Origin of the sequence: Promicromonospora sp. Populi (genome assembly GCF_041081105.1) — a bacterium.
Taxonomy (GTDB): Bacteria; Actinomycetota; Actinomycetes; order Actinomycetales; family Cellulomonadaceae; genus Promicromonospora.
The window spans coordinates 3,397,884-3,418,901 of the sequence record NZ_CP163528.1; the positions used below are offsets into that span (position 1 = coordinate 3,397,884).

18 protein-coding genes and 4 tRNA genes are annotated in these 21,018 nt (G+C 70.4%); 7 read left to right on the forward strand and 15 right to left on the reverse strand.

Annotation, left to right across the window (positions count from 1 at the left end):
* Positions 1–72: 72 nt before the first annotated feature.
* Together AB1046_RS15430 and AB1046_RS15435 are read right to left on the reverse strand one after the other, a co-directional pair.
* Positions 73–145: transfer RNA gene (locus AB1046_RS15430), tRNA-Arg, on the reverse strand.
* Between the two features lie 197 nt (positions 146–342).
* A tRNA-Ser gene (locus AB1046_RS15435) sits at positions 343–434 on the reverse strand.
* A 238-nt stretch (positions 435–672) separates the two neighbouring features.
* On the opposite strand from AB1046_RS15435, the gene AB1046_RS15440 reads away from it, so the two are divergent.
* Positions 673–2,385: a GMC oxidoreductase gene (locus AB1046_RS15440; RefSeq protein ID WP_369370187.1), complete on the forward strand. Its 1,713-nt coding sequence runs from the start codon at positions 673–675 to the stop codon at positions 2,383–2,385.
* Between the two features lie 70 nt (positions 2,386–2,455).
* Here the strand turns inward: AB1046_RS15440 and AB1046_RS15445 are convergent.
* The 5 genes from AB1046_RS15445 to AB1046_RS15465 form a co-directional block, all read right to left on the reverse strand.
* Positions 2,456–2,540, reverse strand: a tRNA-Ser gene (locus tag AB1046_RS15445).
* Positions 2,541–2,663: 123 nt separating this feature from the next.
* Positions 2,664–3,383, reverse strand: a complete 720-nt coding sequence (locus tag AB1046_RS15450) for an ATP/GTP-binding protein (RefSeq protein WP_369375728.1) — start codon at positions 3,381–3,383, stop codon at positions 2,664–2,666.
* 91 nt (positions 3,384–3,474) lie between these two features.
* Positions 3,475–3,885: a DUF742 domain-containing protein gene (locus tag AB1046_RS15455; RefSeq protein WP_020017526.1), complete on the reverse strand. Its 411-nt coding sequence runs from the start codon at positions 3,883–3,885 to the stop codon at positions 3,475–3,477.
* Between the two features lie 10 nt (positions 3,886–3,895).
* Positions 3,896–4,345, reverse strand: a complete 450-nt coding sequence (locus AB1046_RS15460; RefSeq protein ID WP_020017525.1) for a roadblock/LC7 domain-containing protein — start codon at positions 4,343–4,345, stop codon at positions 3,896–3,898.
* Positions 4,346–4,383: 38 nt separating this feature from the next.
* On the reverse strand, positions 4,384–8,589 hold the full coding sequence (locus AB1046_RS15465; protein ID WP_369370188.1) for an ATP-binding protein: 4,206 nt from the start codon (positions 8,587–8,589) through the stop codon (positions 4,384–4,386).
* Positions 8,590–8,731: 142 nt separating this feature from the next.
* On the opposite strand from AB1046_RS15465, the gene AB1046_RS15470 reads away from it, so the two are divergent.
* Together AB1046_RS15470 and AB1046_RS15475 are read left to right on the forward strand one after the other, a co-directional pair.
* A complete protein-coding gene (locus tag AB1046_RS15470; RefSeq protein ID WP_369370189.1) occupies positions 8,732–9,709 on the forward strand; it encodes an NAD(P)H-quinone oxidoreductase in 978 nt (325 codons plus the stop codon).
* 94 nt (positions 9,710–9,803) lie between these two features.
* Positions 9,804–10,439, forward strand: a complete 636-nt coding sequence (locus tag AB1046_RS15475; RefSeq protein WP_369370190.1) for a bacterial proteasome activator family protein — start codon at positions 9,804–9,806, stop codon at positions 10,437–10,439.
* A gap of 19 nt (positions 10,440–10,458) precedes the next feature.
* Here the strand turns inward: AB1046_RS15475 and AB1046_RS15480 are convergent, their stop codons facing one another.
* The 3 genes from AB1046_RS15480 to AB1046_RS15490 all read right to left on the reverse strand — a co-directional run bounded on the left by AB1046_RS15480 (position 10,459) and on the right by AB1046_RS15490 (position 12,826).
* On the reverse strand, positions 10,459–11,583 hold the full coding sequence (locus tag AB1046_RS15480) for a hypothetical protein (RefSeq protein WP_369370191.1): 1,125 nt from the start codon (positions 11,581–11,583) through the stop codon (positions 10,459–10,461).
* 117 nt (positions 11,584–11,700) lie between these two features.
* Positions 11,701–12,276: a dCTP deaminase gene (gene dcd, locus AB1046_RS15485; RefSeq protein WP_369375729.1), complete on the reverse strand. Its 576-nt coding sequence runs from the start codon at positions 12,274–12,276 to the stop codon at positions 11,701–11,703.
* A gap of 73 nt (positions 12,277–12,349) precedes the next feature.
* A complete protein-coding gene (locus tag AB1046_RS15490) occupies positions 12,350–12,826 on the reverse strand; it encodes a TM2 domain-containing protein (protein WP_369370192.1) in 477 nt (158 codons plus the stop codon).
* Positions 12,827–12,982: 156 nt separating this feature from the next.
* Between AB1046_RS15490 and AB1046_RS15495 the strand changes: the two genes are divergently transcribed.
* Positions 12,983–13,053, forward strand: a tRNA-Gly gene (locus AB1046_RS15495).
* Between the two features lie 67 nt (positions 13,054–13,120).
* Here the strand turns inward: AB1046_RS15495 and AB1046_RS15500 are convergent.
* Entirely contained in the window at positions 13,121–13,492 is a 372-nt protein-coding gene (locus AB1046_RS15500) for a hypothetical protein (protein WP_369370193.1), read from the reverse strand.
* Complete coding sequence (locus AB1046_RS15505; protein WP_369370194.1) at positions 13,489–13,788, reverse strand: hypothetical protein; 300 nt, start codon at positions 13,786–13,788, stop codon at positions 13,489–13,491. The genes AB1046_RS15500 and AB1046_RS15505 overlap by 4 nt, the downstream gene beginning before the upstream one ends.
* A 140-nt stretch (positions 13,789–13,928) precedes the next feature.
* Between AB1046_RS15505 and AB1046_RS15510 the strand changes: the two genes are divergently transcribed.
* Positions 13,929–14,648 carry a GntR family transcriptional regulator gene (locus AB1046_RS15510; protein ID WP_369370195.1) on the forward strand — a complete coding sequence of 240 codons (720 nt, stop codon included), beginning with the start codon at positions 13,929–13,931 and terminating at the stop codon, positions 14,646–14,648.
* A 94-nt stretch (positions 14,649–14,742) separates the two neighbouring features.
* Here the strand turns inward: AB1046_RS15510 and AB1046_RS15515 are convergent, their stop codons facing one another.
* Both AB1046_RS15515 and AB1046_RS15520 read right to left on the reverse strand, forming a co-directional pair.
* Positions 14,743–15,780, reverse strand: coding sequence for a pirin family protein (locus AB1046_RS15515; protein WP_369370196.1), 1,038 nt, complete (start codon positions 15,778–15,780; stop codon positions 14,743–14,745).
* Positions 15,781–16,308: 528 nt separating this feature from the next.
* Positions 16,309–17,235, reverse strand: coding sequence for a hypothetical protein (locus AB1046_RS15520; protein ID WP_369370197.1), 927 nt, complete (start codon positions 17,233–17,235; stop codon positions 16,309–16,311).
* 398 nt (positions 17,236–17,633) lie between these two features.
* On the opposite strand from AB1046_RS15520, the gene AB1046_RS15525 reads away from it, so the two are divergent.
* Both AB1046_RS15525 and AB1046_RS15530 read left to right on the forward strand, forming a co-directional pair.
* The gene (locus AB1046_RS15525; protein ID WP_369370198.1) at positions 17,634–18,245 is read left to right on the forward strand and encodes a TetR/AcrR family transcriptional regulator; all 612 of its coding nucleotides are present in this window, start codon (positions 17,634–17,636) and stop codon (positions 18,243–18,245) included.
* A 64-nt stretch (positions 18,246–18,309) separates the two neighbouring features.
* A complete protein-coding gene (locus tag AB1046_RS15530) occupies positions 18,310–19,605 on the forward strand; it encodes an MFS transporter (RefSeq protein ID WP_369370199.1) in 1,296 nt (431 codons plus the stop codon).
* 24 nt (positions 19,606–19,629) lie between these two features.
* On the opposite strand, the gene AB1046_RS15535 is transcribed toward AB1046_RS15530, so the two are convergent.
* The gene (locus AB1046_RS15535) at positions 19,630–20,766 is read right to left on the reverse strand and encodes a magnesium and cobalt transport protein CorA (RefSeq protein WP_369370200.1); all 1,137 of its coding nucleotides are present in this window, start codon (positions 20,764–20,766) and stop codon (positions 19,630–19,632) included.
* Positions 20,767–21,018: the final 252 nt, after the last annotated feature.

The window sequence follows — 21,018 nt, forward strand, 5'->3', positions numbered from 1 at the left end:
CAGGGAACAGCCTCTGATTACGGACAGCAAGAAGGCCCCCCACCCGGCTTGTCGCCGAGTGGGGGGCCAATGTGCGCCCGAAGGGATTCGAACCCCCAACCTTCTGATCCGTAGTCAGATGCTCTATCCGTTGAGCTACGGGCGCCTGCTGTACTGCGATGCTACCGGCCCGCCGTTCACACGACCGACCGACGAGAACATTACCGCCTGTTCGACGCGGGCCCAAACCCAAATCCACGCCAACCTGGGAGAACTCCGTCACAGCTCCCCAGGGGGTCGCCGTGCGTTGAAGAAGACTCCCACAGTAAAGGCCCCGGGCGTCGCGCGCGGCCGGGACCTTCCTGGCGGAGACGGAGGGATTTGAACCCTCGAACGGGTTGCCCCGTTACCACCTTAGCAGGGTGGCGCACTAGACCTGACTATGCGACGTCTCCTTGCGACAGCTTCTACCCATGCAGGTCGATGCCGCGCGGCCCAGGGTACCTGGCGTACGGCGGGCTGAGCAAAGCGGAGGGGCCGACCGCTCCCCGACCCGCTTCGTTTCGCCGTCATCCCGCCGATTCTCGGCTGGAACGCGGCCGTCGTCCGCGGCGGACGGACCGTCTGGCGGAGCCAGACGAACGCCCTGCGCCCGTATTTCACACGGCGTCAATAGCGGGTAGATTCGCGCTCATGGACTACGACGTCTTGGTGATCGGGTCGGGCTTCGGTGGCAGCGTCGCCGCCCTCCGGCTGACCGAAAAGGGCTACCGGGTGGGCGTGCTCGAGGCGGGCCGGCGGTTCGAGGACCACGAGTTCGCCAAGAACTCCTGGCACCTCAAGCAGTTCCTGTGGGCGCCCGCCCTCGGGTGCTACGGGATCCAGCGCGTGCGGCTGCTGCGCAACGTGCTGTGCCTGACGGGCGCCGGGGTGGGCGGCGGCTCGCTGGTGTACGCCAACACGCTCTACCGCCCGCTAGACCCGTTCTACGCCGACAAGGCCTGGTCGCACATCACCGACTGGAAGTCCGAGCTCGCGCCGTACTACGACCAGGCGGAGCGCATGCTCGGCGTCGTCCAGTACCACGGGCGATCTCCTGCCGACACGATCATCCGGGGCGTCGCCGATGACATGGGTGTGGGCCACACGTTCCGGCCCACCCGCGTCGGCGTGTACTTCGGCCCCGGCGGTGCCGAGGCGCCGTCGCCGGGCGAACGTGCCGCCGACCCCTACTTCGGCGGCGTGGGCCCGGAGCGCACCGGCTGCATCGAGTGCGGCGAGTGCATGACCGGCTGCCGGCACGGCGCCAAGAACACCCTGGTCAAGAACTACCTCTACCTCGCCGAGCGCGCGGGCGCCGAGGTGCACCCGCTCACGACGGTCGACGTCGTACGCCCGCTGCCCGACGGCGGGTACCTGGTCCGCACGCGTCGCACGGGCCGTCCATTGAGCGGCCGACGGACGTTCACCGCCCGGGAGGTCGTGTTCGCCGCCGGCACGCTCGGCACGCAGCGCCTGCTGCACGCGATGAAGGACGCCGGCACGCTCCCGCGCCTGTCGGATCGGCTCGGGCATCTCACCCGCACCAACTCGGAGGCGCTCCTCGGCGCGATGACGCACCGGGTCGGCTCCACGGACTACTCGCGCGGGGTGGCGATCACCTCGTCGTTCTACCCGACCGAGAGCACGCACATCGAGCCCGTGCGCTACGGCCACGGCTCCAACGTGATGGCGGCCCTCCAGCACATGCTCGTCGACGGCGGGCCACACCGGTTTGCCCGCTGGCTCGGCGAGATCGGCAAGAACCTCAGGCAGCTGCCCATCCTGTTCGACTGGCGGCGCTGGTCCGAGCGGACCGTCATCGCACTGGTCATGCAGGCCCACGACAACTCGCTGACCACGGTGACCAAGCGCGGGTTCTTCGGCCGGTTCATGACGTCGAAACAGGGCACGGGTGCCCCGAACCCGAGCTGGATCCCCGAGGGGCACGAGGCCGTACGGCGGATGGCCGAGAAGCTCGGTGACGACCACAACGAGGGGATCGCGGGCGGCACCATCGGCGACCCGTTCAACATCCCGCTGACCGCGCACATCCTCGGCGGCTGCGCTATCGGCGACAACCCCACGGACGGCGTCGTCGACCCCTACCTGCGGGTGTTCGGCCACGACGGCCTGCACGTCATGGACGGCGCCGCGGTGACCGCCAACCTCGGGGTGAACCCGTCGCTCACCATCGCCGCGCAGGCTGAGCGCGCATGCGCGCTGTGGCCGAACGCCGGTGACCCCGACCGGCGGCCGGCCGTCGGGTCCGGGTACGCGCCGGTGGAGCCGGTGCGGCCCGTCGCGCCGGTTGTGCCCGAGACGGCGTCGGCCGCACTGCGCCTGCCCATCGTGGGGATCAGCTGACCTCGGCGGCGCAAGCACGAAAAAAGGCTGGGCTCCCGTCCGGGAGCCCAGCCTCTTGTCACTCAGCGAGCGGAGGGCGAGGGATTCGAACCCCCGGTGCGTTGCCGCACAACGGTTTTCAAGACCGTCACATTAGGCCGCTCTGTCAGCCCTCCTCGCGCCCTTACCCATCCTGGAACGGACGGTACGGCGCGGCGACACAGTCTAACGTCGAACGGAACAGCGACGGCGGGCCGCCCTCAGGGTGGCCCGCCGTCCGCGGAGTGCTGGAGGGTAGCTCAGCTCTGCGCCTGTGCGCCGGACCGCAGCTGCCGCATCGCGAGCTGAACCAGCGCGATGAGCGTCTGCTTGGTCGCCGCACGGGACCGCGCATCCGTGTAGAGCATCGGCACGTGTGCGGGGATCTGCAGCGCCTCACGCACGTCCTCGAGCCGGTGCTTGGCCACGCCGTCGAAGCAGTTCACGCCCACGACGAACGGGATGTTGCGCGACTCGAAGTAGTCGATCGCCGGGAAGCACTGCTCCAGGCGGTCGGTGTCGACCAGGACGACGGCGCCGATCGCGCCGCGCACCAGGTCGTCCCACATGAAGAGGAAGCGGTCCTGGCCCGGGGTGCCGAACAGGTACAGCCAGAGGTTGCCCGGGAGCTCCACACGACCGAAGTCCATGGCCACCGTGGTGGTGGTCTTGCGGTCGGTGACGCCGCCGACGTCGTCCACGCCCACCGAGTGCTCGGTCATGGCGGCTTCGGTGTTCAGGGGCTCGACGTCGGAGATCGACCCGATGAACGTCGTCTTGCCCACCGCGAAGCCACCCGCGACGACGATCTTGACGACCGTCGGCGCCGTGCGCTCAGCCGCGGGCTGCGCGCCCGGAGCCGCCTGCGACCCAGCGTTGCCGCTGGGCGCCTGCTGCATCACCGGGGGCGCAGGTTGTGCCTGCGCCGGACGAGACGCCTGTGCGGTGGGCGCCGAGGCTCCACCGCCACCACCCAGCACGCTCTGGCGCGCGGGCGTGTTCGAGGAAGCGGTCGCAGTGCCAGCGTTACCCGACACCGGGGCCCAGTTGGGACCGCTGCGGGCCCCGCCGTCAGAGGGCGGAAATGCCATTCAGAACACTCTCCAAGACGCTCAGCGACAGGCCCGAGTTCGAGCTGCCGTGGCCTGTGTGGACGTTAACCGGTGTCGAGGTGTGCACGGTGACGTGCCCTTCCTCCTGCATGTCCGCCACAAGGATCCGGACGACACCCAGGGGCAGCCGCAGAAGGGCCGAGAGCTCGGCGATCGACACGTACGTGTGCGCGGCATGCTGGAGGATGGCGCGCTTCTCGGGAGGTAGCCCGAAGCTGCTGACCGCGCCGGGCAGAACCTCCACGAGAGCCTCGAGCGGCAGATCGGACAGCTCCGACCGCACTCGGCCTCCGGTGACCGCGTAGGGGCGCACGGTGGACGTCTCACGGACATCCCCCTGCCCCTGGGAACCGAAAGGTGCGTACGTCATGGTCGAGTCCTCATCCCACGCTGGCGGCTCGGGTCTGCCCATCGACCGGGAGGCTGCCACGCATCTCCGAGATCAGCTGAGGCGTGAGCGTGGCCTCGGTGCGGGACACCAGAAGAGCCATCTCATAGCCGATCAGGCCAATGTCACACGTAGCCTCTGCGACCACGCCGAGCACTGACCCGTTCGACACGTTCATCAAGAAAAGAAAGCCGTTGTCCATCTCGATGATCGCCTGACGGACATTACCGCCGTTGAGCTGCCGAGAAGCTCCACGCGTAAGGCTTGACATACCCGAAACGATTGCCGCGAGCTGGTCGCCACTTGTGCGGTCCAGCTGGTCGGACATCGCCATGAGCAGGCCGTCTGCCGACACTACGAGCGTGTGCCGGCTGCCGGGAACGGTACGCACGAAGTTGTCGAGCAGCCACCCGAAATTCGTTGCTTCGGTGCTGAGGGTCACTCTCTGTTCCTCCTAGTCAGAATCCACAGACGCGCTTGTCACCGCGACTGCGGCGCTGAGTCAGGGACATGATTCACGGTCGAGGGTGCCCACGTCGAGTCCCCATCGGCCTTCTTACCGTTCTCGTGCTCTGATCCGCCCTCGTCCACGGACTCCGACCGGCCACGCGCGGTGGCCGACTGGAATGCCGAAAGACGTGAGCGAAGCTGCTCAGGATCACGGTCGATGCGAGCTGAGAGGCGTTCGACAGTGGGGTCCGCCCCGGTGCCGGAGGCACCGCGAGTGCGGCGGGTCAGACCACCGTTGGCAACCTCTGTGCTGACGGCTGCCGGACGGTATGAGTCGTTCTCCTTCACATCATCTTCCTGGTAAGCCCCCCGGCGCAGGAGGCTTGTCATCTCCTCGTAGAGGACCGCCGAGGCCGTCCACTCCGACCGAGCCTCCACCGAGTCCCGCACGTACTCCGGGTCCAGCGGATCCTTGCCGTCACCGTCCGTACCAGCGGCCCGCTTGGCGAGCGGAGCCGGTGAGCCGTACGAGGTCGGGTCGTACACAGCGCCGGTCGGGTACGGCTCGCTGAACTCGCGAACCGGGGCCTCGAAGGACTGCTGCGCGGTCGCCATCGGGAGGGCCTGAGTGGCCGGGCCCGACGCGAACGAGGTGGGCGCCTGCTCAGGAGCAGGCGCAGGAGCGGGCGCTGCCGCCGCGCGGGGTGCCGCGTCGACGAACGGGTTGGTGCCGTGCGCCGGGGCGGGAGCCTGCGTCTGCGCGACAGGCACGGGAACCGTGCCGCCCGCCGGGACGCTCGGCACAGCCGACGTCAGCGACTCCTGGACCGCCCGCTGGTAGCCCTCCTGGTAGCCCCGCTGGTACGTCGGGTCAGCGACCGGCGCCTGCTGCAGGGCCTGGGTCGGGAAGGCCCCGGTCGCCGGGCCAGCCTGCTGCGGAGCGGGAGCGCTCGGCAGCGGGCTGGTCGGCGTCCGGAACTGCGTCGGCAGCTCCTGCGGCTGGAAGTCCTGCGGCTGGTACGTCAGCTCAGGGAGATCCTGGGCCTGGAAGTCCTGCGGCTGGAAGTTGTGCGCGGGAAGGTCCTGTGGCTGGAAGTCCTGTGGCTGGAAGTTCTGCGGCTGGAAGTTCTGCGCCTGGAAGCTCTGCGTCTCCACGTTCGGCGCGGCCGGGGCACCGAAGGGCGACACACCGGCCACAGGGCCGCTAACGGTCTGGATCGGACGCGAGGCCGGGCGGTCCAGCGGCTGGTAAGCGCGCAGCTCGCCGGTGGCCGGCTGACCTGGGCGACGGCCGAACAGACCGCGCCGCTGCTGGGCCGGCTTGGCACCCTGAGAACCGGATGCGGTCGACCGGCGGCTCGGCAGGTCCGCCATGAGCTCCTCGAACGCGGGCAGCGCCTCGTAGGACGAGTCGGGACCCGGAGCGTCCGCCCCGAAGCCCTGGACCTGCCTGTCGTCGCCCTGCACCGGGGCACCGAAGCCCTCCTGCTGCCGCCCGAAGCTGCGGGCCGAGGCAGGGGCCGGCGCCGCCTGGGCGCCGCTCGCAGCCGGGAACCGCATCACGTCGGTGTCGGACATCCCCGGCAGCGCGGCCGGGTCCTGGGTGATCGGGTCCAGCTGCAGCGACTGGGTGCCGCCGTCGACCGGGTCGATCGTGTTCAGGGAGCGGAAGCTCGAGAAGAGCGCGCTGCGCTGGTCCACGTCCACCGCGACCGGCGTCGTGTCCTCGAAGATCGGAGCGATCGGTTCCTCGACCTGAGGCGCACGCTGCCGGCTCGGGAGCGAGCTGCCCTCGGACACGTTCGACGGCGGGGCCCAGGCGTTGTCGTCACCCTGGTACTCCTGCGGGAGCGACGGCGTCTGGAGCTCCGGCAGCACGATCGAGCCGGTCGGCGTGACCTCGCCGAGGGACTGCGCCGGGGTCGAGCTGCGGCGCCGGGCCAGGCCGAGCGCCGTCGTGCCGTCTGTCAGGGCGTTGAGGTCGACCTGCTGGGCGGTGGGCGCCGGCTGTGCGGCGAACGCCGCCGCGGCGATCTGCGACGTGCCGGTCGGGACCGGCAAGCCGCCCTGCTGCGGGACCGAGGTCGTCGCCGGTGCTGCCGCGGAGACGGCGGGCGAGCCGAAACCGCTGGTGGGTACACCCGCCGCGCTTCGCATCGCGCCGGTACCCGGGCCGGTGGCAAAGCCGCCGCCGTTGAACTGCGAGGCGGCCGCCTGCGTGTTGGCCTCGAGCGGGTCCGTCGGCATCGGCAGCGGCATCGCGTTGTCCGGCATGAACAGCACCGCCGGGAAGCGGACCGTCACCTCGGTGCCGGTGCCGCCCTCGCCCACGCCGAACGCCACCTGGGCGCCGAGCCGGTCCGACAGCCGGCCGACCACGTAGAGGCCGAGCCGCTGGGCGCCGACGGCGTCCGACGCGGCGTGGCTGAGCACCTTGCGGTTGGCCTCGGCGACCTCGCCGGGGTTCATCCCCAGGCCGTGGTCGCGGACGATGACGGTGACGAACTGCTCGTCGCGGGCCGTGGTCACCTCGACCGGCGTGTGCGGCTCGGAGAACATCGTCGCGTTCTCGAGCAGCTCGGCCAGCAGGTGTGCGGCGTTCAGCGCGTTGTGGCCCAGCATCATCGGGTCGACGACGAGGTTCAGGCGCACCCGGTCGTACAGCTCGATCTCGGAGGACGCCGTACGGATGACGTCGGAGACCGGCATGGGCTGGCGGACGCGACGGCCGGAGTCGATACCCGCGAGGACGAGGAGGGACTCCGCGTTGCGGCGCATCCGGGTCGCGAGGTGGTCGAGGCGGAACAGGTTCGACAGCGTCGACGGGTCTTCCTCGGAACGCTCCAGGTCGTCGAGGAACGCGAGCTGCCGGTTGAGGAGCACCTGGTCGCGGCGGGCCACGTTGACGAACATCTCGGCGATGGAGCCACGGAGGGCTGCCTGTTCGCGGGCGACGTCGATGGTTGTCCGGTTGACGTCGTTGAACGCGGCGGCCAGCTGGCCGATCTCGTCCGACGACTCGACGGTGATCGGGTCGAGGTCGATGCTCGGCCCCTGACCCGGCACCGACACCTGCTCCACCAGGGTGGGGAGGCGGTCCCGGACGACGCCGGCGGCCTGCGTGAGGCGGCGTAGCGGCGAGACCAGGCGGCGGGCGATGACGAGCGCGGTGATGATCGAGAAGCCGAGGGCCGCGATCGCGATGCCACCGGTGAGGTAAGCGCGGTTCGCGGCGACGTCGGCCTGCTCCTGCGCGAAGGCCGAGGCGTCCTCACGGACGGCGTCACGGACGATGCGGCCCTCCTCGACCCACCTGGCGGACTCGTCGCCGAACGCCGCGGCCTGCGCGGGCTGGATCGACGCGAGGTCGCCACGGGCCACGTAGCCGCGGACAGTGCCGTAGACGCCGTCCATGCCGGGCACCTGGTAGTCGCCGGGGATCCGGTCGAAGAGGTCCTGGGTGGAGTCCCACTCGCGGTCGCCCAGGTTCACCAGGTCCGCCGCGCGCAGCGCCATGGTCCTGGCGCCTTCCTCACCGAGCTGGGTCGCGAACAGGCCGAGGGTCAGCGCGACCACCGGGCGCTCGTAGGTGTTCGTCAGCATCAGCTGGTCCATCGAGTGGTACGCCTCGAGGCGGGTACCCAGGTCACGGTCCTCGGAGGTGTCCGCGATGGCGTCCATCACCTCGAGGGCGCCGTCGATGTAGGTGCCGTAGGCGTCGGTCGCCGTCTGTTCGGTGAGCCGTCCTTGGGCGACCTTCGTCTGCACGTCGGTGATGGCCGCGCGGTCCTCGATGGTCTCCGCGACCGCGTCCTTGACGCGCTGGTCCAGCATCGAGATGTCGATGTCCAGCAGCGCCCGGTCGCGTGCGTCGAGAGCCGTGATCGTCTGCGCCTGGGCCGCGGGGGCCGCCCACACGGGGTTGCCGGCCTCGTCCGTGACCGGGTTGCCGGCCTCGTCCAGCTCGGGCGTGCCCTGGAGCAGCGCGAGACGGGCGCCGTCGCCGGTCGGCCCGTCATCGATCATCGCCAAGATGTTGAGCGACCGTTCCTGCGCGAACGTCGTACCTGCATTGTCCTGGTACTCCAGCGCGGCGACGAGATCGCTCGTCTGCTGCGCGCGCATCGCGTCGACCACAGCCAGACCGATGATGTACGCCGCTGCGATGACCAGGACGATGGCAGGCGTGACCAGGGTCGCAAGAACTTTCCCGCGCACTCCCAACCTGCGGAACATGCGTACCTCTCTCCATCACTGATCCGGAAGGGGGTGGCGTGCGTGTGCCCGCCGTGCATCCCTCGGTGCTGCGTACAAGTTACCGGCACCCGGTTTCCGCTGGCGACCCTCGTGAGGCCACACGGAAGTAGGCTTCATCGATGTGCGAGCCGTCACGATATCCGGACCGGGCCCCTCAGGGAAACTCTCCATTTCATCCCTGAATCACCCGATTGCTGGCCAAAGCGACGTAGTGATCACTGTCGCTGCTGCCGGCGTGAACCGTGCTGACCTGCTCCAACGCGCCGGATACTACTCCCCTCCCGCCGGTGCCCCTGACTGGCCGGGGCTTGAGATATCAGGAACTGTGAAGCGTGTCGGCCCCGGCGTGTCGCGTTGGCGCGCCGGTGACAGAGTAGTCGCACTGCTTGAAGGCGGCGGGTATGCGGAGGAAGTGGCGATCCGCGAGACGCAGGTTCTCCCCGTGCCCGACGGCGTCGACCTGGTCGATGCGGCAGGCCTTCCCGAGGCGGCGTGCACGGTCTGGAACAACCTCGTCGACGTCGGCCGCCTGCGCGCCGGCGAGTGGGTGCTGGTCCACGGCGGGTCGGGCGGCATCGGGACCTTCGCCATCCAGGTCGCCAAAGCGCTCGGTGCACACGTCGCCACCACGGCGGGCGGGCCGGAGCGCGCCGCGCGCTGTGCCGAGCTCGGCGCGGACCTCGTCATCGACCACCGGGAGCAGGACTTCGTGAACGAGGTGCAGCGAGCGACCGACGGTCGCGGCGCCGACGTCGTGCTCGACATGCTCGGCGGTGGCGCCCTGGGCGACAACGTGCGCGCCCTGGCCCGCGGTGGCCGCCTGGTGGTCATTGGCATGCAGCGGGGCCGGCGCGGCGAGCTCGACCTCGGCGAGCTCCTGGCCCGGCGCGGGACGGTCACCGGCACGCTCCTGAGGTCCCGTCCCCCGGACGAGAAGGCGCGCATCGCGGCCGACGTCGAACAGCATGTCTGGCCGATGGTCGCCGACGGCCGGGTACGGCCGGTCGTGCACGCCCGGATTCCGTTCACCGAGGCACAGTCGGCGCACGAGCTGCTGGAGTCGGGCGAGCCCTTCGGCAAAGTGCTCCTGACCCCCTGATCATCCTGTGCCTATATATAGGCATGGCTGAGAATTTCGTTCCTTGCCTCTGGCTGCCATGCGGGCAACCACCGATCCGGGCAAGACTGGGTCCATGACCGACGAGCGAGCCACCCCCCAGCCCGACGAGAGCACCGATCGCGCAACCGGCCCGGCACCCACCGTGCACCCCCAGGTGGTGACCCCCGATGGCGCGGCCGTGCCGCCGGAGCAAGAACCCGAGGGCGCCGGTGACAAGGCCGCCGTCGACGAGGCCGAGGCCGTCGTGCGGCAGGTCGAGGAGCCGGCCAAGGTCATGCGGATCGGCGGCATGATCAAGCGCCTGCTCGACGAGGTGCGGGACGCGCCGCTGGACGAAGCCGCCCGCACGCGCCTGGCAGAGATCCACGAGCGCTCGATCCACGAGCTCGAGGACGGGCTCTCCCCCGACCTCGTCGACGAGCTGCACCGCATCACGCTGCCGTTCTCGGACGACTCCGCGCCGTCCGACGCCGAGCTCCGCGTGGCCCAGGCGCAGCTGGTGGGCTGGCTCGAAGGCCTGTTCCACGGCATCCAGACGGCGCTCGTGGCACAGCAGATGGCAGCCCAGGCGCAGCTCTCGCAGATGCGCCGTGCACTGCCGCCCGGCACCGGCGCGTTCAACCCGACGGGCCCCGGCGGCCCCACCCTGCCGGGTGGTCAGGGCGACGAGTCCGGCGGCGACCGCCGCACCCCGGGCCAGTACCTCTGACCTGACCCTGAACCAGCCCTCAGAGGTCGGAGGGGTCTACCAGAAAGCCATCCTCGTCGGCGATCTCGCCTCCGGCGGCGGTGTGGATCGCGCTCGCGAGCCGGGCCACCAGCTCTGCCGAGCGCTTGCGCGCCACCCGTAGCTCCATCGTGGGGACCTCCTGCTGCGATTCTGCGAGGTCTTGCGGCTCCCAGTGCACCCAATAGCGCACCGCACCCTGCTCGGCCCACGGCAGGCCGCGCAGGAGGCGGGGCAGCTTCTCCTCGCCGCTGATCTCGACGGAGACGATCCCGTCGACGCCGAGCTCCACGACCAGGCCGTACCCGTCCAGGACGCGCGGGCCGGTCAACGCCCGGATGTCGTAGTCGTCCGCGGCCGCGTGCAGCTTCTTGCGCAGCACCGGGTCCAGGGTCTCGCCCGGGTACAGCGCCTTGTCCGCGATGCCAGCCGGCGGACCGCCCCACTCCTTGCCCTCCATGTGCAGGCGGGCTCGCGGGTGGACCTTCTGCAGGATCGTGTGGGCGGCCTGCGGGTCGAGCCAGACGTCGGAGTACACGGTCATGTCGATGGCGGCCCCGGCGTCCGGGGTGAGCACTACGCCGGCCCCGGGCTTCGCCGTCGGACCGCCAGGTGCCTGGATGTCCCACAGGCCGCCCACGTCCAGCCGGAGCGAGCCGCCCAGCCGCCGCGCGACGGCGACGAGCCACTCGACGAGGCGGCGTTCCTCACGCTCGGGCATGCCCACCGCAAAGGCCCTGCCGATGCCGTCGCGGTCGCCCGCCGGGAACGGCGGCTCGCCACGCTCCCGGTGACACACGATGTCGAAGGCCATCGCCGCGCCCGGCGGCACGCCGAGGTCGAACCCGTCGCCCGAGGGCAGGTACGGCCCGTTCATCACCGCGTGCCGCGAGACCCGCAGCACGCCCACCTCCTTGCCCTGCGCGCGGCGCCCCTGCGGGGCTCCTGCCACGTTCCCCGGGAAGATGCCGACCGGCACCACGTCCCAGCGGGTGGCGGAGAACCGGGAGAGCGCGAGGACCTCGATCTCGTCCAGCTCGACGTCTCCCGGCACGACCAGTACGTGCCTCGCCTGGTGTGACTGCGCAACGGTGCGCGGCAAGGGCAGGAGCGCAGGAGCGGCCATCGGGGTCCCTTCGAGGTCCGGATGCCCGGTCCGTGCCGGGCATCCGGAGCCTACCGTCCGGCGAAGGCCGTCAGCGGCGCGATGGACCCCGTCGGCAACGCCGCCGGGGCCCGGCGGTCACACCTCGGTGCGGTGGAAGTTCTTCGCGGAACGGGACGCCGTCGGGCCGCGCTGACCCTGGTACCGCGACCCGTACAGGTCCGAGCCGTACGGGTGCTCGGAGGCCGACGACAGCCGGAAGAAGCACAGCTGCCCGATCTTCATGCCCGGCCAGAGCTTGATCGGGAGCGTGGCGACATTGCTGAGCTCCAGCGTCACGTGCCCGCTGAACCCCGGGTCGATGAAGCCGGCCGTCGAGTGCGTCAGCAGGCCCAGACGGCCGAGGGAGGACTTGCCCTCGAGGCGGGCCGCCACGTCGTCGGGCAGAGTGACCGCCTCGTAGGTGCTGCCCAGCACGAACTCGCCCGGGTGGAGCACAAACGCCTCGTTGTTGTCCGCCTCGACCAGGCGGGTCAGCTCGGGCTGGTCCACCGCCGGGTCGATGAACGGGTACTTGTGGTTGTCGAACAGCCGGAAGAACTTGTCGAGGCGGACGTCGATGCTCGACGGCTGCAGCATCGACGCGTCGTACGGGTCGAGGACAACGCGGTCGGCCTCGAGCTCGGCACGGATATCGCGGTCGGAGAGGAGCACCCCGATACGGTACTGGGCGCTACCGGGCGGCGCCGCCCGGTGGTAGGGCAGCGCCGTCGTCATCGGGCTGCTGTCACCACTGCAGCGGCTTGAGCTTCGAGTCCACCGACCAGTAGCCCTTGCGCATCACGAGATACAGGATGCCTTCGATCGCGCCCCAGATCGCCGGCACGAACCACGCCTGCCCCAGCGACACCACCGTGATCAGCAGCATGATCCAGCCCAGGCCCTTGTAGCCGAGGTAGAACCGGTGCGCGCCCACCACACCCAGCAGGATCCCGAGCAGGCCCGCGGTGATGCGGGACTTGCGCCCCGGTACGTGACCCACGGGCGGGGAGGGGCGGTCGTAGTCGTACTGCTGCTGATAGTTCGCCGGGCTGCTGCCGCCGGCCGGCCCTGCCCCGGCGGTCTTCGGCTGCCTCGGCACCTTCGGCGTCTGCAGCGCCCGGGTCTCGCGCTGCGACTGCGGGGGCCTGGGCGGACGCGGCGGAAGGGGCTTGGTCTCCTGGTAGATCGGCTCGGTCGGCTTCTCGCTGGGGTGCTCGGTCACTGCTGCTCCGGCTGCTCGGCGACACTCGCTCCGAAACCGGTTCGGGCATCCGGGCGAGGTTGGGTATGATCGGGTCGCGCACCAGGTTCGTGGGTGCTGTTGCGGGAACCCTAGCGGGATTCTCAAACAGCAGATACCCATACAGAACCGGACGATGCGGGTGTAGTTCAATGGTAGAACTTCAGCTTCCCAAGCTGATAGCGCGGGTTCGATTCCCGTCACCCGCTCAGCAAGAACGCCGCAGTCCGGACCCACCGTCCGGACTGCGGCGTTCGTCTGTGTGGGGAGCAGTGCTCAACCCCGGACCGGCGCCGTCACGTGTAGCGAGACCGGGAGCCCGCGCTCAGCGGCCTGCACCCAGCCGCTCCAGCAGCGCCACAACACGGGCACCCGCCCGTCGTCGTGCCGCCCCGGGCGCTCGGCGAGATGGAGCATCCTGGCGAGCCTCAGCGCGTCGGGTACCCGCGCGGCGACGACCTCGACGGTCAGCACCCGCACCACGTCGTCCTCGAGATCGAGGTGGTCCACACCCGCCCGGACGTCCAGCGTATGGATGTCGAAGATGTGGGCGATCATCGCCGTGACCCCGACGAGCTCAGCCAGGTGCGCGCCCGGCGCCGGGCAGTCGTCAGGGTCGGGGCCGGGGTCACAGGAGCCGGCGCTCACGCCGGCCACGACCGGGGCGCCCGCATGCTCCCGCGCAGAGCGCCGTAGACGAACATGTCCATGCCGTTCCAGCGGCCGGTCCAGACCGTGAAGCCCGGTCGCGTGGCCGGATAGTCCGTCGCGGCGGTGATGCCGAGCTGAGCGGCGATGTCCGCTCCCTCGATCAGCCGCGCCGGATGCACGACCAGATGATCGCGAAACACCTCGACCCACTTGACCCTCGCGTCTCCCACCTCCGCCAGCAGCTCCGCCGCGCCGGCCGCAGAATCGGCCAGGCTGCCCGCAATCGTCGCCATTCCTCCCACCTCTCCGCACCTACCTCTAGGCGCATAGACAGCCTGTTGCGGGTTAACTGGGAGTCGCAACCGCTACGCCGAAAAGTTGCGTATACGCACTGGCTGCGGGTTAGGTGGGTTCCGTGTCTAGAGAGGGACGTGTGACTGCCGCAAGCATCGCCAAGGATCTTCGTGCCGCGATCCGCTCCGGGACCTACAAACCGGGCGATCGTCTTCCGAGCGAAGCAGCGCTCATGTCGACCTACGGCGTGGCGCGCATGACCGCGCGCCACGGCCTGTCGATGCTCAAGGACGAGGGCCTGACCGTGACCCGGCACGGGTCCGGCGTGTTCGTCCGCGCCTTCGAGCCGATCGTGCGGGACAGCACGGGCGGAACGGTCGACGCGTCCACCGTGACCGCCGAGATCGACGAGACCGGCGCCGGGCTCAAGGTCCGCACCCTCGCCGTCACGGCAGAGGCCGAACCGTCCGAGAAGGTTCGCGCGGCGCTCGGCCTCGCCGACGGCGACAAGGTGACCGTGCGCGAGCGTCTGCACCTGCGGGAGCGCAAGCCCGTGCTGTTCGCGACGTCGTACCTGCCCGCGTCGATCGCTGGCGGGACACCGATAGCGGACCAGGAGGTCGGGCCGGGCGGCACGCACGCGCGCCTGACCGAGGCCGGGCACGCGCCGGTGCGGTTCCGCGAGGACGTGGTGGGCCGGATGCCGACGATCGAGGAGATCGAGGAGCTGCGGATCGAACCCGGCACCCCGGTGCTCTCGGTGACACGCACCGCGTTCACGCAGGACGGCACGCCGGTCGAGGTCAGCTACGTCGTGCTCGACGCCGGTGAGTTCATGCTCCGCTACGACATCGGCTGAGCCGGAGGTGCAGTGCAGGGTGGGGGCCGAGGAACGAGGCACGCGCCCGGAGCGGAACCGCAGGCTCAGCCGACATGGGTAGAGCCTGAGCCGATCAGCGGCCCGGCCGCGCCCTCGGCTTGAGGCGCAGGTCGGGCAGCTCCGGCGCGCGGAGCGGTCCGCTCCGGTAGCCCTGCACCTGGCCGAACCGGCGCCCGGCGGCGCCGTCGGCGTAGGTCGTCGAACCGTCGTCGAGGTCGGCGATCTGCGCCATCCAGTCGTCGCGAGCCCGGACGACGTCCTCGTGCGTGCGGCCCATGAAGTTCCACCACATGATGATGTCCTCGGCGAACGGCAGCCCACCGATCAGGACCGCCCGGGCCGGCGCCCCTGCGGCGGCGCGCACCAGGAGGGTGGGTCGCCCGGGCGCGGCGTAGCCGAGGTTCGACGGCGGCACCACGCTCTGCTCGAACGTCACCTCCCCGCTGTCCACGAGCAGGGCGTGCTCGTGCGCCGGGTCGACGTCGAGCCGCACCTCAGCGCCGGGCTCCAGGTCGACCTGCGCGCCCACGAGCGGCGTGTACGTCGTCGCGGGCGAGGCCAGCTCCTGACCACCCACCGCGAGGCGCCCGATGAACATCCGCACGACGGCGCCGTCGTGCCGGGCGACCGGCAGGTCGCCGTGGTGCTCGAAGTGCGGGTCGATGCCGAGGGCCGAACCGGGCAGCGCCGTCCACAGCTGCACACCGTGCAGCCGGGGTGGGCGCGACCCCTTGGGCGACTCCTCCGAGTGCGAGATGCCCACGCCCGCTGTCATGAGGTTGAGCTCGCCCGGCCGGACCGTCTGGAGCGAGCCCACCGAGTCGCGGTGCAGGATCTCGCCCTCGAAGAGCCAGCTCACCGTCTGCAGCCCCGTGTGGGGGTGCGGCGGGACCTGCATGCCCTCGCCGGACGTGACGTCGTCGGGCCCGTAGTGGTCGCTGAAGCACCAGGCCCCCACGAGCGAGCGCGCACGCTGTGGGAGGGTGCGGCGCACGTTCATCGCCCGTGGCCCCCCGAGGGGCACGTCGCGCGGGGTGAGAAGCTCGACGCCGTCGCCCTGCTCGCCCGCGGTGCAGACCTGCTCGGCCGGCCGGATCTCGAGGTTGCTCATACACCGAGCCTAGAACCGGTCCAGGTTCCTGGGCAGTCCCGGGACTACCCCCGGGACAAGGCCAGGGCCCCCGGGGCAGGCCGGGGGCCCTGGCTTAACCGCGCACCCTGGTCCGCACTCAACGAGGACCAGAGCGTCGTGTCGACGTCACGACCCCGAGGTAACCGTCAGACCCGGATCGCCGGGCCTGTTCTCCACGGATACTTCGGACGCGGGCGGTTTTCCGGCCCCGTACGGGCACCTGTGGCGTCATCCACAGCCCGTACCGCGGTACGGGACGTCCCGTCGTTCTCCGGTCAACCATGTGTTCGATGCTCGGGCCGGTCGGTACTGCTGCAGCGCACCGCATCTGCACCCGAATCGTCGAACCATTGCCACGTTTCTATCCGCGTGTCGCACGACCGGCAACCGCTCCGGGGTTGTAATTTTCACCCTCTCTTTGCCCACAGTTCTATCCACAGGTAAAGCCCCGGATTTCCCGTACCACACACAGGGCTGTGGATAAAATCTGTGGAAAACTCTCCGAGGTCAGACCCAGGCGCGAGAACTCTGTGCGCCGCCCGCTGTCGGGTCGCTGCGCCCGTCCAGCTCCTCCGGAGTGGCGATGAAGCCGCCGTCGTCCACGAGGATGCCCGCGATGCGGCTCTGGAGCGTCACCGCGAGGCGGGCGAGCGAGGCGCGCATACGTGACCTGGCGATGACGTGCAGCCCGGACGCGTGCTCGAGCTCAAGATCGTAGGGGTCGGCCGGGAGCCAGCTCATGCGGTACACAAACGGTCCGTAGCTGCGCCAGTCCAGCGGCCCGAGCGAGCGCGGCACCCGGTCGACCCGCTCGACGTCGACGACCAGCGCCCCGTCGTACGCCGTGCTGCCCGCGAGCGTGTAGCGCGGCGAGCCGTCGGGCGTGACCTGCTCGGCGGACACGTCGGCCGTCGCGATGAAGGACCGCAGCATCGGCAGCAGGTCGGCCGCCAGGACGGCGTGCGCGGAGTAGAGCGCCAGGTTGACGGATGCGGAAGGGTCCGGGATCAGCGGCTGCCGGCCGTCGGTGAGCAGACCTCCGCCGGTCTTGCGGGCCGCAGCAACCATCCACTGCACGATGCGCAGCTCCTCACCCTGCGGGAGCGCATGGGGAAAGGCGCGGGCGATGCCGTCCCGGTCGTCGTACGACGTCGGTGCCGCGCCGCGCACGTCCCGCAGGCCGTCACCGCGCGCCACGGAGTACGCCTCCGCGTTGCCCGCGGAGATCTGCAGCTCAGCGAGGTGCGCCTCGCCGACCTCAAAGGGTCCGGTGGCCACATGCTCCTCCCCCAGGCGCATGACGCCGGGGATGAGCGCGTCGGGCTGTGCCATTCCCCGGAACCGGGCGCCGGCCATACGTCGGCTGCCCGCGGTGCGGGCCGGTTCTCGGAGCCACGCGATATCGGAGAACCACGCGGCCCCGAGCTCGCTCACGGCTACGGGGCCGTTGGTACTGGGCAGGATCAGAATGTGACCCGAGGCGTGTTCCGCTGGAAGCACACCCGCCAGAAATGTCATGCGGGAACTTTACTGCGGGCCACCTTCCACGATGATGCAGGCGTGTTACAGGGGTGAAACACGGTCGTGACAGTGCGCGCACTCTGCTGCAACGCATAGCGATCGGATTTCCGCGGGCACGCAGGTATATGCCAGCGAATATACATTTGGCGACTGAGTCTCAGAGCGGGAACGGCGAATGCATAGACATTCAGCACCACAAAGACGGTGTATCCGGGCTTAACACCATCCGCGGGCTGGAGCCTGCCGCTGGCCCTGCCGGACCACCGATCCGGCGTCCCAGTTACCTGACGACGAAGGCATATGATGTCAGCATGCCCAAGATCATCGGGAAGAGCCTGCACGAGCACCGCCAGATGACTAGGCACAAGCTGTTCACCGCTCTGTCCACCCTCATGGCGGAGCGCGGGTTCGACACCATCACCCTGGCCGACATCGCCGCCGCGGCGCACGTCGGCCGGACCGCTGTCTACAACCACTTCCACGACAAGGAAGCGCTGCTCCTCGGGTTCATCACGCACGAGACCGAGCAGTACGCCCACACCCTGGAGCGGGCGCTCGACGGCGTGAGCGATCCCGTGGAACAGCTGCGTACCTATATCCGCCAGCAGGCTCAGCTCACCCGCGTCTTCCATCTTGCCCCCGGTCCGGACCTGCGCACGGTCCTGTCCCGCGCCACGCAGCAGCGCCTGCGCGAGCACGCCGACATCGTGGAGGCGATCCTGCGTCGCATCCTGACTGCCGGGGTCGATGCCGGGACGTTCCCGCCCCAGGACATCGAGCCGACGGTGCACCTCGTCAACGCCTGCCTGTCCGGGCGCCTCATCCCCGACGAGCCGGTCGCGCGCGAGCGCACCATCCGCGCCGCGGAGGCGTTTGTGCTGCGGGCGGTCGGGGCACGCGTCCCGGACCGCGTCCTCGCCTGAGCCGCAGGCTCGGGCGATACAGATAGAGCTTGAGCGGTAGAGCCTGAGCGGTAGCCTCTGGCGGGTGTCTTCCGCCGCCATTCCCTCCGGGCCTGCGCCCGAACCCGGACCGCTCGGCGGCGCGTTCACGCGGGTCGTCGCCGCCAACCTCAGCTCGAGCCTGGGCGACGGCGTCGCGCGTGTCGCCGCGCCGCTGCTGGCCGTCCAGCTCACGGACGACCCGCTGCTCGTGTCGCTCGTCGCGGTAGCCGCCCTGCTCCCGTGGCTCCTGTTCGCCATCCCGGCGGGTGTGCTCGTGGACCGCATCGACCGCCGTCTCGCCCTCGGCCTCGCGGGCGGCGTGCGTGCGCTCGTCGCGGGCGGCCTCCTCGCGTTGAGCGTCACCGGTGCGCTCACCATCTGGTGGCTCCTGCTGGTCGTGCTCCTGTACGGAGTACTGGAGACGGTGTACGACGGCGCCATCCGCGCCGTCGTGCCGTCGCTCGTCGGCAAGCGCGACCTGCCGCGGGCGAACTCCCGGATCGAGGCCACCGAGATCGTGGTGCAGCAGTTCGTCTCGCAACCGCTCACGTCGTGGCTGCTCGCGCTCTCTGCGGTCTGGGCGCTCGGGCTGAACACCGCCGCGTACGCCGTGGCGGGCGGGCTCGCCCTGGCGCTGCCCGCCATCGCGTCCGGCGTCGCCGGCCGACGGCGGAGCACCGAGCCGAGCGCGCCCGACGCCGATCAGGGCACCGCACGCACCACCGGCTGGCGGGCCGAGCTCGTCGCCGGCTTCCGGTTCATCTGGGCCGACTCGATGCTGCGGCCGCTGTGGATAGTGAGCGTGCTCATCGGTGTCTGCTGGGCAGCCATCACCTCGACTCTGGTGCTGTTCATCCTGGAGCGGCTCGACGTGCCCGAGGCCTGGTACGGCACCTTCCTGCTGGCGGGCGCCGCGGGCGCCCTGGCGGCGGCCGGGGTCACGAACCGGCTCAAGACGCGCTTCGGGACCGGGCCGGTCATGGCGGTCGCGAACGCGGTAGGCCTCGGGGCGTGGTTCCTCGCCGGCGCGTTCCCCCTGGCCTGGGTCGGGGCGATCGCCCTCTTCTTGACGTTCGGCAGCACAACGACGTGGAACGTGCTTGTCATGTCGCTGCGCCAGGCCGCGGTGCCGAACCACCTGCTCGGCCGGGTGCACGGCACGTGGCGCACCGCGCTGTGGGGCGCGATGCCGATCGGCTCCCTGCTCGGCGGCCTGCTGGCGCGCTCCGGCTACAGCACGCCGCTGCTCGTCGGAGCGGCGGCGGGCCTGGTGGTCACCGCCGTCGGGCACCGATACATCGTGTCCCTACCCGACCCCGAGACGCTCGACCCCGCATAGCGCCGACAGCGCGGCCGAACCGGCTCAGATCCAGCGCTTCCAGCGGAAGACGCCGAACAGGCCCACGCTCACGAACAGCATCGCGACCAGGGCCACCGGGTAGCCGTAGACCCAGTCGAGCTCCGGCATGACTTCGAAGTTCATGCCGTAGATCGTGCCGACGAGGGTCGGGGCGAACAGGATTGCCGCCCAGCCCGAGATCTTCTTGACTTCCTCGCCCTGCCGGATGCTGACCTCGGACAGGTGCTTCATCTCCTCGTTCTGCCGCTGCGCCGCGAGCGTGGCGGCGACGGTGAGGATGTCGCGCAGCGCAGCCCGGAAGACCTCGATGCGGTCGGCGGCCTCGGTGAGGTGGTCGGCGACGTCGCGCAGGTAGGCCTGCAGCTCCTGGTGCACGCCGTACTTGTCGGCGCCCTTGGCGAGCGAGGCGCAGAGGCTCTGCTCGGGCCGGACCGCGCGCTGGAAGTCGATGACCTCGCGGGAGAGCTCGTAGATGCGCCGCGACACGTCGGGGACGCCGCCCCACACGTCGGACTCGATCTCGTCGATGTCGTGGTCCAGCCCCGCGACCACCGGCGCGTACCCGTCCACGACGCTGTCGAGGATGGCGTACAGGACGGCCTCGGGCCCGCGGGCGAGCATCTCGGGGTCCGACTCCAGCCGGCAGCGCACCGCGGCGAGGTCGGGCGAGGCGCCGTGCCGCACGGTCACCACGAAGTCCGGGCCCACGAACACGTGCAGCTCGCCGAACTCGACCTCCTCGGCGTCGTCCAGGTAGCGCGCCGCGCGCAGCACCACGAACAGGGTGTCGCCGTACCGCTCGATCTTGGGCCGCTGGTGCGCCTGGATGGCGTCCTCGATCGCGAGCGGGTGCAGGTCGAACTCGCGCGCGAGCGACGTCAGCTCGGCCTCGTCCGGCCGCTCCAGCCCGATCCAGGCCATGCCGCCGGGCCGGGAGCGGAGCGCGCTGAACGTCTCGGCGAGGTTGTCGTAGCCGGCGGTGCGGACGCCGTCGTCGTAGATCGCGGCCGCGACCACCGACGAGCGGGGTTCCGGCGCGACGGTGCGCGGGGTGCTGTCAGGGACGACGCCGACGGCGCGCCGCTGACGCAGGGCGCCCAGCAGCGGACGGGAGGGGCGGGAGGGCAGGAACGTGGCCATGGGGAACTCCTGGGGTCGAGCGCAGGAAACGGACTGCGAACGCACCGCAACGCCGGACGGCCGTACTACCGGTGGACCTCACGCCCAGAAAGTGGGCGGAGCGCACCGGTGCGCGAGAGCCCGCTGGGACGCGGGCCGGGAACCGTCAGCTCAGCTGCGGTTCGGACTACTCGGAGGCTCGCTACGTGTCATGCGCGCCACCTCCTTAAGGTCCAGGCGGCGGATCGCCGCACCGTCTCGTTCTCGACAGTG

What these genes read in the sequence shown, in the direction of transcription:
- AB1046_RS15475 (WP_369370190.1), top strand. Translation starts at nt 9,804, where the DNA reads ATGACCGACGAGCGAGCCACCCCCCAGCCCGACGAGAGCACCGATCGC.
- AB1046_RS15465 (WP_369370188.1), bottom strand. Translation starts at nt 8,589, where the DNA reads ATGTTCCGCAGGTTGGGAGTGCGCGGGAAAGTTCTTGCGACCCTGGTC.
- AB1046_RS15525 (WP_369370198.1), top strand. Translation starts at nt 17,634, where the DNA reads ATGCCCAAGATCATCGGGAAGAGCCTGCACGAGCACCGCCAGATGACT.
- AB1046_RS15480 (WP_369370191.1), bottom strand. Translation starts at nt 11,583, where the DNA reads ATGGCCGCTCCTGCGCTCCTGCCCTTGCCGCGCACCGTTGCGCAGTCA.
- AB1046_RS15535 (WP_369370200.1), bottom strand. Translation starts at nt 20,766, where the DNA reads ATGGCCACGTTCCTGCCCTCCCGCCCCTCCCGTCCGCTGCTGGGCGCC.
- AB1046_RS15440 (WP_369370187.1), top strand. Translation starts at nt 673, where the DNA reads ATGGACTACGACGTCTTGGTGATCGGGTCGGGCTTCGGTGGCAGCGTC.
- AB1046_RS15505 (WP_369370194.1), bottom strand. Translation starts at nt 13,788, where the DNA reads ATGGCGACGATTGCGGGCAGCCTGGCCGATTCTGCGGCCGGCGCGGCG.
- AB1046_RS15455 (WP_020017526.1), bottom strand. Translation starts at nt 3,885, where the DNA reads ATGACGTACGCACCTTTCGGTTCCCAGGGGCAGGGGGATGTCCGTGAG.
- AB1046_RS15515 (WP_369370196.1), bottom strand. Translation starts at nt 15,780, where the DNA reads ATGAGCAACCTCGAGATCCGGCCGGCCGAGCAGGTCTGCACCGCGGGC.